Source organism: Mesorhizobium sp. M0106 (assembly GCF_040322715.1).
Lineage (GTDB): Bacteria > Pseudomonadota > Alphaproteobacteria > Rhizobiales > Rhizobiaceae > Mesorhizobium.
Genome location: NZ_JAMYUA010000001.1, coordinates 326,953 through 341,781 on the forward strand (window position 1 = coordinate 326,953; position 14,829 = coordinate 341,781).

General features: G+C 64.1%; 15 protein-coding genes. 14 read left to right on the forward strand and 1 reads right to left on the reverse strand.

What is annotated here, in order from left to right; translation table 11 throughout:
* Window positions 1–47: 47 nt before the first annotated feature.
* The 3 genes from NKJ55_RS01570 to NKJ55_RS01580 all read left to right on the forward strand — a co-directional run bounded on the left by NKJ55_RS01570 (window position 48) and on the right by NKJ55_RS01580 (window position 3,650).
* A complete protein-coding gene (locus tag NKJ55_RS01570) occupies window positions 48–1,601 on the forward strand; it encodes a sugar ABC transporter ATP-binding protein (protein ID WP_352448375.1) in 1,554 nt (517 codons plus the stop codon).
* Window positions 1,598–2,563: an ABC transporter permease gene (locus NKJ55_RS01575; RefSeq protein WP_352448376.1), complete on the forward strand. Its 966-nt coding sequence runs from the start codon at window positions 1,598–1,600 to the stop codon at window positions 2,561–2,563. Before NKJ55_RS01570 ends, NKJ55_RS01575 begins: the two co-directional genes overlap by 4 nt.
* A 70-nt stretch (window positions 2,564–2,633) precedes the next feature.
* Entirely contained in the window at window positions 2,634–3,650 is a 1,017-nt protein-coding gene (locus NKJ55_RS01580) for a zinc-binding alcohol dehydrogenase family protein (RefSeq protein WP_352448377.1), read from the forward strand.
* A gap of 18 nt (window positions 3,651–3,668) precedes the next feature.
* Here the strand turns inward: NKJ55_RS01580 and phnF are convergent, their stop codons facing one another.
* On the reverse strand, window positions 3,669–4,412 hold the full coding sequence (gene phnF, locus NKJ55_RS01585; protein ID WP_352448378.1) for a phosphonate metabolism transcriptional regulator PhnF: 744 nt from the start codon (window positions 4,410–4,412) through the stop codon (window positions 3,669–3,671).
* A gap of 135 nt (window positions 4,413–4,547) precedes the next feature.
* On the opposite strand from phnF, the gene phnG reads away from it, so the two are divergent.
* The 11 genes from phnG (at window position 4,548) to phnE (NKJ55_RS01640) (ending at window position 14,818) form a co-directional block, all read left to right on the forward strand.
* The gene (gene phnG / locus NKJ55_RS01590) at window positions 4,548–5,009 is read left to right on the forward strand and encodes a phosphonate C-P lyase system protein PhnG (protein ID WP_352448379.1); all 462 of its coding nucleotides are present in this window, start codon (window positions 4,548–4,550) and stop codon (window positions 5,007–5,009) included.
* On the forward strand, window positions 5,009–5,635 hold the full coding sequence (phnH, locus tag NKJ55_RS01595; RefSeq protein WP_352448380.1) for a phosphonate C-P lyase system protein PhnH: 627 nt from the start codon (window positions 5,009–5,011) through the stop codon (window positions 5,633–5,635). The genes phnG and phnH overlap by 1 nt, the downstream gene beginning before the upstream one ends.
* Window positions 5,620–6,732: a carbon-phosphorus lyase complex subunit gene (locus NKJ55_RS01600; protein WP_352448381.1), complete on the forward strand. Its 1,113-nt coding sequence runs from the start codon at window positions 5,620–5,622 to the stop codon at window positions 6,730–6,732. Before phnH ends, NKJ55_RS01600 begins: the two co-directional genes overlap by 16 nt.
* A gap of 264 nt (window positions 6,733–6,996) precedes the next feature.
* On the forward strand, window positions 6,997–7,896 hold the full coding sequence (locus tag NKJ55_RS01605; RefSeq protein ID WP_352448382.1) for an alpha-D-ribose 1-methylphosphonate 5-phosphate C-P-lyase PhnJ: 900 nt from the start codon (window positions 6,997–6,999) through the stop codon (window positions 7,894–7,896).
* On the forward strand, window positions 7,893–8,669 hold the full coding sequence (gene phnK / locus NKJ55_RS01610) for a phosphonate C-P lyase system protein PhnK (RefSeq protein ID WP_352448383.1): 777 nt from the start codon (window positions 7,893–7,895) through the stop codon (window positions 8,667–8,669). The genes NKJ55_RS01605 and phnK overlap by 4 nt, the downstream gene beginning before the upstream one ends.
* 211 nt (window positions 8,670–8,880) lie before the next feature.
* A complete protein-coding gene (gene phnL / locus NKJ55_RS01615) occupies window positions 8,881–9,588 on the forward strand; it encodes a phosphonate C-P lyase system protein PhnL (RefSeq protein WP_352448384.1) in 708 nt (235 codons plus the stop codon).
* Window positions 9,585–10,202 carry a DapH/DapD/GlmU-related protein gene (locus tag NKJ55_RS01620; protein ID WP_352448385.1) on the forward strand — a complete coding sequence of 206 codons (618 nt, stop codon included), beginning with the start codon at window positions 9,585–9,587 and terminating at the stop codon, window positions 10,200–10,202. The genes phnL and NKJ55_RS01620 overlap by 4 nt, the downstream gene beginning before the upstream one ends.
* A gap of 234 nt (window positions 10,203–10,436) precedes the next feature.
* Window positions 10,437–11,285, forward strand: a complete 849-nt coding sequence (gene phnC / locus NKJ55_RS01625) for a phosphonate ABC transporter ATP-binding protein (protein ID WP_352448386.1) — start codon at window positions 10,437–10,439, stop codon at window positions 11,283–11,285.
* Between the two features lie 90 nt (window positions 11,286–11,375).
* Entirely contained in the window at window positions 11,376–12,284 is a 909-nt protein-coding gene (phnD, locus tag NKJ55_RS01630) for a phosphonate ABC transporter substrate-binding protein (protein ID WP_352448387.1), read from the forward strand.
* Between the two features lie 156 nt (window positions 12,285–12,440).
* Complete coding sequence (gene phnE, locus NKJ55_RS01635; RefSeq protein ID WP_352448388.1) at window positions 12,441–13,397, forward strand: phosphonate ABC transporter, permease protein PhnE; 957 nt, start codon at window positions 12,441–12,443, stop codon at window positions 13,395–13,397.
* A gap of 53 nt (window positions 13,398–13,450) precedes the next feature.
* Entirely contained in the window at window positions 13,451–14,818 is a 1,368-nt protein-coding gene (gene phnE, locus NKJ55_RS01640) for a phosphonate ABC transporter, permease protein PhnE (protein ID WP_352448389.1), read from the forward strand.
* Window positions 14,819–14,829: the final 11 nt, after the last annotated feature.

Here is a 14,829-nt window from a genome sequence, read left to right on the forward strand (position 1 = left end):
TGCCAATCGCGAGGCCAATCTTTGGTGGCCAATCTGGGAGGATTGTCATGATGTCGACGGCGCAGGAACTCCATCCGGCCCCAACGCTGGAACCGGGCAGGACCATCCTCGAACTCCGCGGGCTGGAAAAGCGCTATCCCGGCACCCATGCGCTGAAGCCGGTCGATCTCGCCTTTAAGGCCGGCGAGATCCACGCCATCGTCGGCGAGAACGGCGCCGGCAAATCCACCCTGATCAAGCTTCTTACCGGCGTCATGCCGCGCACCTCCGGCGATGTCATCTGGGAGGGCAAGCCTGCCGCATTGGCAACGCCGCATGAGGCGATGGCGCTCGGCATCAATGCCGTGCATCAGGAAGTCGTCCTATGCCGCCATCTCACCGTCGCCGCCAACATGTTCCTCGGCGAGGAGGATTCCCGCTTCGGCATCCTGCAGCAGCGGGCGATGGTCAGGCAGGCGCAGAAGATCATCGACGATCTCGGCTTCGACCTGCCGGCGCATGTCATGCTGGGTGACCTGACCATCGGCCAGCAGCAGTTGATCGCCGCCGCCCGCGCCACGGTGCGCGGCACCAAATTCCTGATCTTCGACGAGCCGACCGCCTATCTTACCCGTAAGGAGGCCGACCAGCTGTTCACGCTGATCCGCCGGCTGAAGGGCGAAGGCGTCACCATCATCTACATCAGCCATCGCATGGAAGAAGTGTTCGAGCTCGCCGACCGCGTCTCGGTGCTGCGCGACGGCACGCTGGTCGGCACCAGGAACATTGCCGAGACCAATGACGCCGAGCTGGTCAAGATGATGATCAACCGCTCGATCGAGCAGGTCTACCACAAGGAGCATTTCACCCCCGGCGCGACCGTCGTCGAAACCAGGAACCTGTCCGGCAAGGGTTTCGAAAATGTCTCGATGTCCGTCCGCGCCGGCGAGATCGTCGGCCTCTACGGCCTGATCGGCGCCGGGCGCAGCGAGTTCGTCACCACGCTCTATGGCCGCCACCGCAAATCGGCCGGCCAGATCCTCTGGGGGGGCAAGGAGGTCAAGGTCAATTCCGAACATGACGCGATCAGGCTCGGCATGGCGCTGGCCCCGGAAAGCCGCCGCGACCAGGGCCTCTGCCTCAACCTGCCGGTCGGACTCAACCTCAATCTGCCGATCTACAAGCGCATCTCGAGCAATCTGCTGATCTCCCGCGCGCAGGAAAAGGCGCAAGCCGATCGCCAGATCGCCGACCTGCGCATCAAGACGCCGACGCGCGGCGCGCTGGCCTCCAGCCTGTCCGGCGGTAACCAGCAGAAGATCGTCATCGGCAAATGGCTCGCCCATGGCGCCAAGCTATTCATCTTCGACGAGCCGACTGTCGGCGTCGACGTCGGCACCAAGGCCGAGATCTACCGCCTGTTCGGCGCGCTGTTGTCCAAGGGAGCCGGCATCATCCTGATCTCGTCCTACCTGCCCGAGGTCTATGAACTCGCGGACACGCTGCACGTGTTCCGGCGCGGCAAGCTGGTGGCCACGCACGGCTTTCGTACCGCTGACCACGAGGCGATCCTCACCCAGGCGCTGGCCGAGAAACAAGAAAAACCGGGAGGACGGATATGAGCACCGAGGCGATCGCTGCCGAAAGGCCGAAACGCAACTACAACGCCCTGTTCGGGCTGACGCTGCTGGCGCTGCTGGTTCTTTTATGGATCATCCTGTCGGTGGCGACGCCAAGCTTCGCCTCCGCCAACAACATCTCCAACCTGTTGCGGCAAGGGTCGATGATCGCCATCCTGGCGGTCGGCCAGACCTTCGTCATCATCACCGGCGGCATCGACCTTTCCGTCGGCGCCGTGGTCGGCTTCGCCACCGTCATCGTCGCGATGCTGATCAACGCCGGCACACCGGTTTTCCTCGCCATCCTGATCACCTTGCTGGTCGGCGTCGCCATCGGCATGTTCCATGGGTTCGGCATCGTCAAGATGGGCCTGCCGCCCTTCATCATCACCCTGGCAACGCTGACCTCGCTGCGCGGCATCGGTCTGTTGATGACCAATGGCAACTCGATCTCGATCAACAACGACGCCTTCCAGACGTTCTCGCGCAGCTCCTTCGCCGGCGTCCCCAATCTGTTCTGGATGGTGATCCTGGTCGGCATCCCAGCCTACATCTTCCTGCACCACAGCCGCTGGGGCCGCTATCTGTTCTCGGTCGGCTCCAACGCCGAGGCGTCGCGCCTGTCAGGCGTCAACGTCCAGCGCACCATCTACATGGCCTACACGCTGTCGGGCCTGTGTGCGGCCTTCGTCGGCGTGCTGCTTGCCTCGCGCATCGGCATCGGCAATCCGACGCAGGCCGAGGGCTGGGAATTGCAGGCGATCGCCTCCTCGGTGATCGGCGGCACCTCCCTGTTCGGCGCTGTCGGCTCCGTGCACGGACCGCTGCTCGGCGCCTTCATCCTTGCCACCATCAACAACGGCGCCAATCTGCTCAACGTCAACGCCTTCTGGCAGCGCATCATCACCGGCGTGCTGATCATCGTCATCGTCTATTTCGACGGGCTGCGCCGCCGCGGCAAATAGACTGCCTCCCAACAACCGCCGGCCTCGCGACAGCAGGGCCGGCGGTGCCATGAACCGACTGGATTGAAGCATGAAAGCCGTCGTCTGCCGCTCGCCCGGCGAACTTGTCCTCGAAGATCGTCCGGCGCCTGGCGCGCCCCCCGCCGGCTGGGCGCTGGTCGCCGTCAGCCATGTCGGCATCTGCGGCACCGACTATCACATCTTCGAAGGCAAGCACCCGTTCCTCGCCTATCCCCGCATCATGGGCCACGAGGTTTCCGGCACCGTGATCGAGGTTGGCGAGGGCGTCGATCTCGCCGTCGGCGAAGCGGTGGTCGTCAATCCCTATCTCGCCTGCGGCAAATGCATCGCCTGCCGGCAAGGCAAGCCGAATTGCTGTGTCATGATCGAGGTGCTCGGCGTCCACCGCGACGGCGCGATGTGCGAGCAGATCCTGGTGCCGGCGCAAAATCTTTATCCGGCAAACGGCTTGTCGCTGGCCGATGCTGCCGCCGTCGAATTCCTGGCGATCGGCGCCCATGCCGTGCGGCGCTCGCTGGCTGATCCAGGTGCGCGCACGCTGGTCATCGGCGCCGGCCCGATCGGGCTCGGCACGGCGCTGTTCGCCCGCATCGCCGGGCTCGATGTGACGCTGCTCGACATGAGCGCTGAACGGCTTGGCTTTGCCGAAAGCGAACTCGGCTTCGCGACGCTCGACGGCTCGCGGGGCGCTGCTGCCGACCTGGTGCGGGAAGCAACCGGCGGCGACGGCTTCGACGTGGTTTTCGATGCCACCGGCAACACCCGGTCTGTGCAGTCGGCCTTCGCTCATGTCGCGCACGGCGGGGCGCTGGTCCTGGTCAGCGTCGTCAAGGACGACATCGCCTTTTCCGATCCCGAATTCCACAAGCGCGAGATGATGCTGATCGGCAGCCGCAACGCCCTGCGTGCCGATTTCGATCATGTCGCCGCCTCGATCCGCAACGGCGCGCTGCCGCTGGCAAAGCTGGTCACCCACCGCACCACGCTTGGCGAGACGCCGCACGACCTCGCCCGCTGGGCGCATGAGAAGTCCGGCCTGATCAAGGCCGTCATTCAAGTCGGATGATGCCAGGGCTGCCGCATCTCAGAGCGCCGACAATTTGAGCTCGATCCGCTCGGCCGGGAAGCGCGACTCCGAAAACTGTATCGGCTGACCGTCGGGCGTGACGTTGACGGCGACCGTCACCAGCACGATGGCGCCGGGCTGCAGCTCGAGGTCCGCAAGGTCGGCGGCATCGGCATGGCGCGCCGACAGCACGGTCGATTGCCTGAGATAGTCGTCGATGCCGAAACGTGCCAGCGATGCGGTGATCGAACCGGTTTCCGCCATGGCGGCATCGATGCCGGCAAAGCGCCTGGCATCGAACCAGCCGGCCGCGCGGGACACCGGCATTCCATCGGCTTCGCCGCGCGTTTCCAGGCGTATCACATCGGCCCCCGTCGCAAGGCCTAAGCCCTCTGCGACACGACGGTTGGCCGGCTCGATCGATGACGCGAGCAAGGTGATATGCCGCTCGGACGCCTGTCCTTGCAATCCCTCGGAAAAGCGGGTGCGGGCGCCGATCGGATAAGACAGCCGCTTGCGCGACAGCACGAAGGTGCCGCGCCCCTGCTCCGCCCTGAGCACACCCTCCTGCACCAGCGCTGCGATAGCGCTACGCACCGTGTGGCGGTTGACGCCATAGCGTCCGGCCAACGCGATCTCCGGCGGCAGCGCGGCATTCTCGGGAAAATCGCCGGCGGCGATCGAATGCAGTATCTGGTCGGCGATCTGCCGCCACAGCGCGACACCGCTGCGCCGCTCGATGCTGTTGGCTTGTCCGATCATCTCCCGCCCCAATTCCTCGCGCCGATCTTTTGGCCCGTGTCACGTGCCCGTCATGGACACACGCTAGATAGTGGATATAATTTGTATAGTTGTCTATATCAATAGACAAATGAACGCAGACGAGGAGCACCGGCCATGCGAGGACGGGAAGCGCGAGAGCAGGCGGAGCGCAAGGCCGTGATGGCGACGCTGGCGCAATCGGCCGGCGACGACATCGTCCGCCTCTGGGACGAAGCCGGCCTGCCTTGCGAAGCGGAACTTCTGCGTGGCCCCGAAACCGGCCTGGTTACGGTACGCGGCCGCATCGGCGGCGGTGGTGCCCCTTTCAATGTCGGCGAGGCGACGGTCACCCGTGCCACGGTGCGGCTTGCGTCCGGCCATGTCGGCCACTGCTACGCGCTCGGCCGCGACAAGCAGAAGACAAGGCTGGCGGCAATCGCCGATGCGCTGTGGCAAGACCCGGCCCACCGCAATGAGGTCGAGATCAGGATCGTTGCGCCCTTGCAAGCGGCACTGGCCAAGGCGCGTGAACAGCTCCGCGCCGAGACGGCGGCGACCAAGGTCGATTTCTTCACCATGGTGCGCGGAGAAGACTGATGGATATCGCCACTCAATCTATTGAAGGCGGCTTCGCCGATCCGGTATTCAACGCGCAGACTGTATTCCGCGCCGTCATGGATGCGATGGCGCGGCCGGGCAGCGTGCAGCCGCTGCCGGCCCTCGCCCACCCCCCGGCGCCGCTGTCGGCCACCGCCGGCGCCGTTGCGCTGACGCTGTGCGACAACGACACGCCGCTCTGGCTCGACCCGGCTTTGCAGGCGTCGGCGGTGAAATCCTGGCTTGGCTTCCATACCGGCGCGCCGCTGGCCAACACCCCGGCCGACGCGCATTTCGCGCTGATCGCCACGCCGGCCGAGATGATGGCGCTCGACGGGTTTTCGCAAGGCACCCAGGATTATCCCGATCGTTCGACGACGCTGATCCTCGAGGTCGGCGATCTCATCTCCGGCGCTCCGCTGCTGCTCGAAGGCCCGGGCATCGAGAAGACTGCGACGATCGCGCCGGCGCAAATGCCACGCCATTTCGTCGAACAATGGAAGCAGAACAACCAGCGCTTTCCCCGCGGTGTCGACATCGTCCTCGCCACCCCTGACGGCGTTGCCTGCCTGCCGCGCACGACGCGCATCAAGATCCATGGAGGCGTAGCATGTATGTTGCGGTAAAGGGTGGCGAGACGGCCATTCGCAATGCTCACAAACTGCTCGCCGACCGCCGGCGCGGCGACCGTTCGGTGCCCGCACTTCGTCTCGACCAGATCGTCGAGCAACTGGCGCTCGGCGTCGACCGGGTGATGAGCGAAGGTTCGCTCTACGACAGGGAATTGGCGGCACTCGCCATGGTCCAGGCGCGCGGCGACATGATCGAGGCGATCTTCCTGGTTCGCGCCTATCGCACCACGCTGCCGCGTTTCGGCTACACCAGGGCGATCGACACCGGCACGATGCTGGTCGAGCGGCGGGTGTCGGCGACCTACAAGGATCTGCCCGGCGGCCAGTTGCTCGGCCCGACTTTCGACTACACCCACCGGCTGCTCGATCCCGAACTTGCTACCGGCGGCGATGTCGCCGAGCCGGAACAGCGTGCAGGCGAAGCGGAGGCGATGCCGCGCGTCTCGGCCATCCTCGCCCGCGAAGGCCTGATCGAGCCCGACGGCGACATGCTTGGGGATCATACCCCCGGCGACATCACCCGCGAGCCGCTCGAATTCCCGATGGCGCGCGACATCCGACTGCAGGCGCTGTCGCGCGGCGACGAGGGATTTCTGCTGGCGCTCGGCTATTCCACCCAGCGCGGCTACGCGCGCAACCATCCCTTCGTCGGCGAGGTTCGCATCGGCGAGGTCGAACTGGAACTGGACGTGCCGGAACTGCCCTTTGCCGTGCCGCTCGGCAGCATCCGCGTCACCGAATGCCAGATGGTCAACCAGTTCAAGGGCTCGGCCAAGGCGCCGCCGCAATTCACCCGCGGCTACGGCCTCGTCTTCGGCCAGAGCGAGCGCAAGGCGATGGCCATGGCACTATGCGACCGCGCGCTGCGCGCCTCGGAGTTGGGTGAGGATGTCATCGCCGCCGCGCAGGACGAGGAGTTCGTCATCTCGCATTCCGACAATGTCCAGGCGACCGGCTTCGTCGAGCATCTGAAGCTGCCGCATTATGTCGACTTCCAGGCCGAGCTCGACCTCGTGCGCCGCATGCGCACCGAGCACGACGCCCGCGAAAATGCCGGCAAGGGCGAAGAGAAGAGGCAGGCAGCGGAATGACTTCAGTTAGCTCCACCACCGTGACCTCCCCGTCTGGGGAATGGCCTCCGGATCCGCCGTAACCGCTACTGCCGCCAATGGTCTCGCCTTGCGCGCCTTCCCTCGGCTCGGGAAGAACCATTCTTCGAAGCACAAAGGCAACCACCCCGACGAACACCAGCAACAGGATTCCGAGGCGCATCCATCCGGTCGGGGTCATCGGAGCCCAGCCCCTTTTCCGTGTCTTGGAACTCAATTCGGTAGCACAGAGCGGAAGCGATCGCCATGACCGACATCGCCATCTACAACTTCGCCTATCTTGACGAACAGACCAAGCGGATGATCCGTCGGGCGATCCTCAAGGGCATCGCCATTCCTGGCTATCAGGTGCCGTTCGCCTCGCGCGAAATGCCGATGCCCTATGGTTGGGGCACCGGCGGCGTCCAGGTCACCGCTTCGATCATTGGCCCGGACGATGTGCTCAAGGTCATTGACCAGGGCGCCGACGACACCACCAATGCCGTCTCGATCCGCGCCTTCTTCAAGAAGGTCGCCAATGTCGCGGTCACCACCGAGACGGCGAAGGCGACCATCATCCAGACCCGCCACCGCATCCCTGAATATCCGCTGAGTGCCGGTCAGGTGCTGGTCTACCAGGTGCCCATCCCCGAGCCGCTGCGCTTCCTCGAGCCGCGGGAAACGGAGACGCGCAAAATGCATGCGCTGGAGGAATACGGCCTTATGCATGTGAAGCTCTACGAGGACATCGCCAGGCACGGCCGCATCGCCACCACCTACGCCTACCCGGTCAAGGTTGAGGGCCGCTATGTGATGGATCCCTCGCCGACGCCGAAATTCGACAATCCGAAGATGCACCGTTCGCCGGCTTTGCAATTGTTCGGCGCCGGCCGCGAAAAGCGCATCTACGCGCTGCCGCCCTTCACCGATGTGGTCAGCCTCGATTTCGAGGACCATCCGTTCGAGGTGCAGACCTTCGACCAGCCCTGCGCGCTGTGCGCGGCCGAGAACGTCTATCTCGACGAGGTCATCCTCGACGACCATGGCGGCCACATGTTCGTCTGCTCCGATACCGATCATTGCGAGAAGCGGCGCGCGGAAGGCCACCGCGGCCATCTCGCGCCCGAGACCCATCTTGCCCCAGGAAAAACGGAGCCGGCGCAATGATCGACGAACCGCTGCTGCGCGTTTCGGCACTGTCCAAATTCTACGGCTCGCGCGTCGGCTGCGAGAACGTCACTTTTGACCTCTGGCCGGGCGAAGTGCTGGCGGTGGTCGGCGAATCCGGTTCCGGCAAGACGACTTTGCTCAACTGCCTGTCAACTCGACTGCTGCCCAGCTCCGGCACCGCCAGCTACCGGATGCGCGACGGCCAGTTTCGCGAACTCTACCGCATGAGCGAGGCCGAGCGCCGCTTCCTGATGCGCACCGATTGGGGTTTTGTCCATCAGAACCCGGCCGACGGGCTGCGCATGACGGTGTCGGCCGGCGCCAATGTCGGCGAGCGGCTGATGGCGGTCGGCGACCGTCACTATGGCAGGATCCGCGCAACGGCGGTCGACTGGTTGTCTCGTGTCGAGATCGACGAAGACCGCATCGACGACGAGCCGCGCGCCTTTTCCGGAGGCATGCGCCAGCGCCTGCAGATCGCCCGCAACCTCGTCACCGGGCCGCGGCTGGTGTTCATGGACGAGCCAACCGGCGGCCTCGACGTCTCGGTGCAGGCGCGCCTGCTCGATCTGTTGCGCGGCCTGGTCACCGATCTCGGCCTGGCCGCCATCGTCGTCACCCACGATCTCGCCGTGGCGCGGCTGTTGTCGCAGCGCATGATGGTGATGAAGGACGGCCGCGTCGTCGAAAGCGGCCTCACCGACCGCGTCCTCGACGATCCGCGCGCGCCTTATACCCAGTTGCTTGTCTCCTCGATTCTGCAGGTGTGACGATGATTGCTCCGGCGTACCCCCCTCTGGCCTTCCGGCCATCACCCCCTCAAGGGGGGAGATCAGCAGCTTTTATGTCCCGCCCGTTCTGCGACACAGGAGAATGGCGAAACCGAATGCGACAGCCAATCTCCCCCCTTGAGGGAGAGATGGCCGGCAGGCCAGAGGGGGGTGTTGGCCCGCAGACGAATGACGATTGGAGAACCCTCTGATGGCAACCCCGCTCGTTGTCTCCGATGTCGCGAAGAGCTTCACCATGCATCTGCGCGACGGCATCAAACTGCCGGTGGTCGCCCGTGTCTCGTTCGCGATCAGGGCCGGCGAATGCGCCGTGCTCGGCGGCCCGTCCGGCGCCGGCAAGAGCTCGATCCTGAAAATGCTCTACGGAAATTATGCCGCCGATGAAGGCCAGATCATCGTCCAGCACGAGGGCGGGCTCATCGATCTCGCCTCGGCCAGCCCGCGCACCGTGCTTGCCGTGCGCCGGCTTACCATCGGCTATGTCAGCCAGTTCCTGCGCACCGTGCCGCGTGTCTCTGCGCTCGACGTCGTGGCCGAACCGCTGGTCGAGCGCGGCGAGGAGCGCGAGGTCGCGCACGGCAAGGCACGCGCCTTGCTGGCGCAGCTCAACCTGCCGGAGAAGCTCTGGGCGCTGCCGCCGGCGACGTTCTCCGGCGGTGAACAGCAGCGCGTCAACATCGCGCGCGGCTTCATCACCGAGCATCCGATCCTGCTGCTCGACGAGCCGACCGCTTCGCTCGACGCCAGGAACCGCGATGTGGTGATTTCCCTGATCGCCGCCAAGAAGGCAGCGGGCGTCGCTTTGCTCGGCATCTTCCACGATCACGACGTGCGTGAGGCGGTCGCCGACCACGTCATCGACGTGACGGCTTTTGCCGCCGGGAAAATCGCCGCATGACCAGGAAACTGTCGGAGGCGCCGCTGATCCACGAGACGGCGGAAGTCGAGAACTCGACGCTTGGCCGCTGGACCGAGATCGCCGAGCGCTGCCGGGTTTCGGAAAGCACGCTCGGCGACTATTCCTACATGATGCAGGACTGCGGCGTCTGGTGCGCAACGATCGGCAAATTCGCCAACATCGCCGCAAGCGTGCGCATCAACGCCACCAACCATCCGACCTGGCGGCCGACGCTGCACCATTTCACCTATCGCGCCTCGGATTATTGGGACGACGCCAAGCACGAGAGCGAATTCTTCGCCAGGCGCCGCGCCAAACGCGTCACCATCGGCCACGACACCTGGCTCGGCCACGGCTCGACCATCCTGCCGGGCGTCACCGTCGGCGATGGCGCGGCGGTCGGTGCCGGCGCGGTGGTGTCGAAGGACGTCGCGCCCTACACCATCGTCGCCGGCGTACCGGCCAAGCCGATCCGCGAACGCTTCGACCGCCGCACCGCGGAGCGCTACCAGGCGCTCGCCTGGTGGGACTGGGACCATGCAAGGCTGCGCGCCGCGCTCGACGATTTTCGGGAATTGTCGGCGGAGGCGTTTCTGGAGAAATATGGCGGCTGAGGGTCGTGAATGGTGAATGGTGAATGTGAATGGGGGCAGCGGACAGGTTTCGAGGCTCAGGGAAGCCGTTCTTATCACCATTCACCATTCGAGCTTCTCGCGCCGAGTTGATCCCGCCCCGCTCCAGGCTGTGGGCAGTAACAAAACTGACATCGTTCCGACACCGCAGGTTCATGCGGCTGCGCTAGCCAGGGTAAACAGACCTTCAATTGCGATTGGACTGGAGCCTGCACCATGTCAGCTACGCTCGAAATCCGCGGCGTCACCCGCCGGTTCGGCAAGAACACCGCCGTCAGCAATGTTCACATCGCGATTCCGCAAGGCCAGATGGTCGGCATCATTGGCCGCTCCGGCGCCGGCAAATCGACGCTGCTGCGCATGATTAACCGCCTCATCGATCCCAGCCAGGGCTCCATCCTGTTCAACGGCGTCGAGGTCTCCGGGTTGCGCGGCTCACCGCTCCGGCGATGGCAGCGCGACTGCGCCATGATCTTCCAGCAGTTCAACCTGGTGCCGCGCCTCGATGTGCTGACCAATGTGCTGCTCGGCCGGCTCAATCACCGTTCGACCGTGTCCAACCTATTTGGCATGTTCTCCCGCGGTGAATGCGCCGAGGCGGTTGCAGCCCTCGAGCGCCTCGACATCGCCCGCACCGCCCTGCAGCCGGCCGGCACGCTTTCCGGCGGCCAGCAGCAGCGCGTTGCGATTGCGCGCGCCATGATGCAGCAGCCGAAGGTGTTGCTGGCGGATGAGCCGATTGCCTCGCTCGATCCGCTCAACGCCAAGGTGGTGATGGATTCGCTGCAGGACATCAATTTGCGCGAGGGCATCACCGTCATCACAAATCTGCATACGCTGGATACGGCCCGCACCTACTGCAACCGCATCATCGGCATGGCCGCCGGCAAGGTCGTCTTCGACGGCCCGCCTGAAGCCCTCAACCGCGAGGCCGTGCGCATGGTCTACGGCGCCGACGGCAATGGCGGCGAAATCTCCGAGGCCATCACCTCCACCAGTGTCGCCATCAAACAGAAAATCGCTGCATCCGCCGGACCGCTCGAGCCCGCATTCCCGGGATATTGAGAACGGCCTGATCGCCCGCCCGCGTCAAAGGCACCTGTCAAAAAATTCGAACGCTACCGGCGCGAGGCCGGGACCAACAGGAGAGAGATAATGTTCAGGAAGATGGTTTTTGGCGCCGTTTCATTGCTCGCCATCGCGGCAAGCGCCGCTCACGCCCAGGATATCAAGGAATTCCGCATCGGCATCCTTGGCGGTGAAAACGAAGCGGACCGGCTGCGCAACTTTCAGTGCCTCGCCGATCACCTGAAGTCCGAATTCGGCTTCGAGAAGGTCTCGCTGTTCCCGGCCGCCGACTATGACGGCGTTATCCAGGGCCTGCTCGGCGGCACGCTCGATTTCGCAGAGCTTGGCGCGTCGGGCTATGCCAGCGTCTACCTCAAGGATCCGAACGCCGTGACCCCGATCCTCACCACCCAGCAGACCGACGGCGCGACCGGCTATTATTCGATCGGCCTTGCGCTGAAGTCGTCCGGCATCACCGACATCAAGTCGGCCAAGGGCAAGAAGCTCGGCTATGCCGACCCGGATTCGACCTCCGGCTACCTGATCCCGCTGACCCAGATCCCGAAGGACACCGGCGCTTCGAACGAAACCTTCTTCGCCTCGACTCAGTTCAATGGCGGCCACGAGAACAACCTTCTCGCGGTTCGCGACGGCAAGGTCGACGTGGCGGTTGACGATTCCTCGGGCATCGGCGACTTCAAGAACGGCTACACCTCCGGCACCTTCCACAAGGAAGTCGCCAAGGGCGCCGTGGACCCCAACGATTTCGTCGAAGTCTGGCGCTCCGGCTCGATCCCGAACGGCCCGCTGGTCGTGCGCACCGCACTCGGCGGCGATATGAGCGCCAAGCTCGCCAACTTCTTCACCAGCCTGCCGGCCAAGGACAAGCCTTGCTTCGAGGCCATCGAAGGCGGCGATTTCACCGGCTACGTTCCGGTGAAGCCGGACTTCTACAGCGTCATCGTCGAAGCCCGCAAAGCCGCGATCGGCGGCTGACGACAATTGCGGAAAGGGCGGCGTCCAGTAGAGCGACGTGCGTCCACTTGGACGCACAAAGTACGCTCTAACACTTAGATGCCGCATCGTGCTTTCCGAAAGTCGACTTTCGGGCCGATGCGGTCGCCACCTTTTTTTGTCCGCTCGTGATCCCGTATGACCTTCGCCGCTACAATTCGTTCAGACGCGGTCCGGCAGGCAGCAGACGCCTGGCGACGCCAGACGTTCTTGCGCCGGTTCTACACGGCGCTCGGCATCGGCTCACTGCTTGTCGCCATGTGCACAGCCATGTGGTTCGCCGACGAGGCCAATGCCGGACATTTCTTCGATCGGCTGCCGCACATACTGGATTTCCTTAGTTGGCTTGTTCCCAAGGACTGGAACGACGTCTGGCGGGCGCTGTTCGACATCACATCGCCGCACGACAAGGGCAGCCAAGAGTTCAACTTCCCGCTTGGCCGCGTCTATCTCTGGGGCGGCTTTTATCTACCCGAATATTTCGAGCTGATGCTCACCACGCTTAACGTGGCGCTGGTTTCCACTTTCATCGGCTTTGTCTTTGCGGTGCCCTTTTCCTTCATCGCCGCGCGCAACTTGACGCCGAGTCCGGTGCTCAGGCTCGTCGTCAAGCGCTTCATGGAACTGCTTCGCGCCTTCCCCGAGATCGTCATTGCCGGCCTGTTCGCAGCCATCCTCTCGACCGGCCCGGTCGCAGCCATTATCGCCATCGGCCTGCATTCCATCGGCGCCCTCGGCAAGCTCTTCTACGAGATCAACGAAAACATCGACATGCGCGCCGAAGAAGGCCTGCGGGCGGTCGGCGCCAACTGGTTCGAGCGCGTGCGCTTTGCCGGCCTGCCGCAAGTGCTGCCCAATTTCATGTCCTACACGCTGCTCAGGATCGAGATCAATGTGCGTATCTCGACCATTATCGGCGCGGTTGGCGGTGGCGGCATCGGCGAGGAACTGAAGCTCTCCATCTCGCGCGGCTTCGGCACCAAGACGCTGGCATTGGTGCTGCTGCTGTTCACGACGATCTTCCTCGTCGACCAGTTTTCCGCCTGGCTACGCCGCAAGCTCGTCGGCGAGCAGGCATTCATGATGGGTGCCTGAAGTGGATTCCGGTTTTTGGAAAAGATCATGGCAAATCAACAAGAAGACTGCCCATGGCCGCAATGACCGCCGATGAGATGCGGTCGATCGAGGAGCGCTTTCCCCAAGTGTTCCGGCGGCCCTTGTACAAACGCTTCGGCCCGCTGGTCCTGTTCACCGGCATCCTGCTCTATCTCCTCTACGCCTTGTGGTTCTTCAGCCTGCCGCAAGTGTTGAGGGAATCGCACTGGGAGCGCCTGCCGCTCTTCCTGACGCAATGGATCAGCTACGATCTGCAGCCGGAATTCCGTCTCGACCAGCCTCAGATCACACCCAGATACCCGCGTTTTTCGGCGCTCGGCGAAGACCCGCATCCCGATTGGGTCATCACCAACGCCAACGGCTCCTACACCATCCTGATCGACGGCCGGGCCAAATCGGTCACCTTCGACAAGACCGAGGCGACGCTGGTCGCCAATGGCCAGACGGTGCCGGTGTCCTTGGCCAGCGGCAAACCGGTAATATCCGGCCCGGTGCCGGAGTGGATCACCGCGCATGACGATGAGATCGTCGCCAGGATGGGCTTTGCCGGCGAGGTCCGTATAACCGTCGATCGCGTCAAGGTCCGCAAGCGCTTCCTCGGCTGGGCGAATTTCGTCTTCGACACACGCTCGCCCTTCTTCGGCAAGTCGCCCGGCGAGGTGGTCTCGTTGCTGATGTCCGGACCCCAGCTCAAGCCGGGCACATCAAACATTGCGCTGGCCGCCGACAATATCTGGAACAACGCCCAATGGCAGCATGGCGACGTCTGGACGAAGCTGTTCCAGACCATCGTCATGGCGTTTCTCGGCACCTTGCTCGGCGGCATCGTTGCCTTCCCGCTCGCCTTCTTCGCCGCCCGCAACATCACCCCGAGCGGCCTGCTTAGCCAGGTGCTAAAGCGGTTCTTCGATTTCATGCGTTCGGTCGACATGCTGATCTGGGCGCTGTTCTTCACCCGCGCCTTCGGCCCGGGGCCGCTTGCCGGCAGCGCCGCGATTTTCTTCACCGAGATCGGCACGCTCGGCAAAGTCTATTCGGAAGGCCTCGAGAACATCGACGACAAGCCACGCGAGGGCATCCAGTCGACCGGCGCCAACGGCTTGCTGGTGCAGCGCTATGGCGTGCTGCCGGAAGTGATCCCGGTCTTCATCAGCCAGACACTCTATCAGTGGGAATCCAACACCAGGGGCGCGACGATCATCGGCGCCGTCGGTGCCGGTGGCATCGGCCTGAAGCTCTGGGAGGCCATGCGCACCAATTCCAACTGGGCCAATGTCTTCTACATGGTGCTCTTGGTCCTGCTCGTCGTTTTCATCTTCGACAACATTTCCAATTTCCTGCGCCGCCGCTTGAGCAGGACGATCCACGACTACAACCGGATCCAGGCCGGCCAGGGCTGACGGGGGGCGTT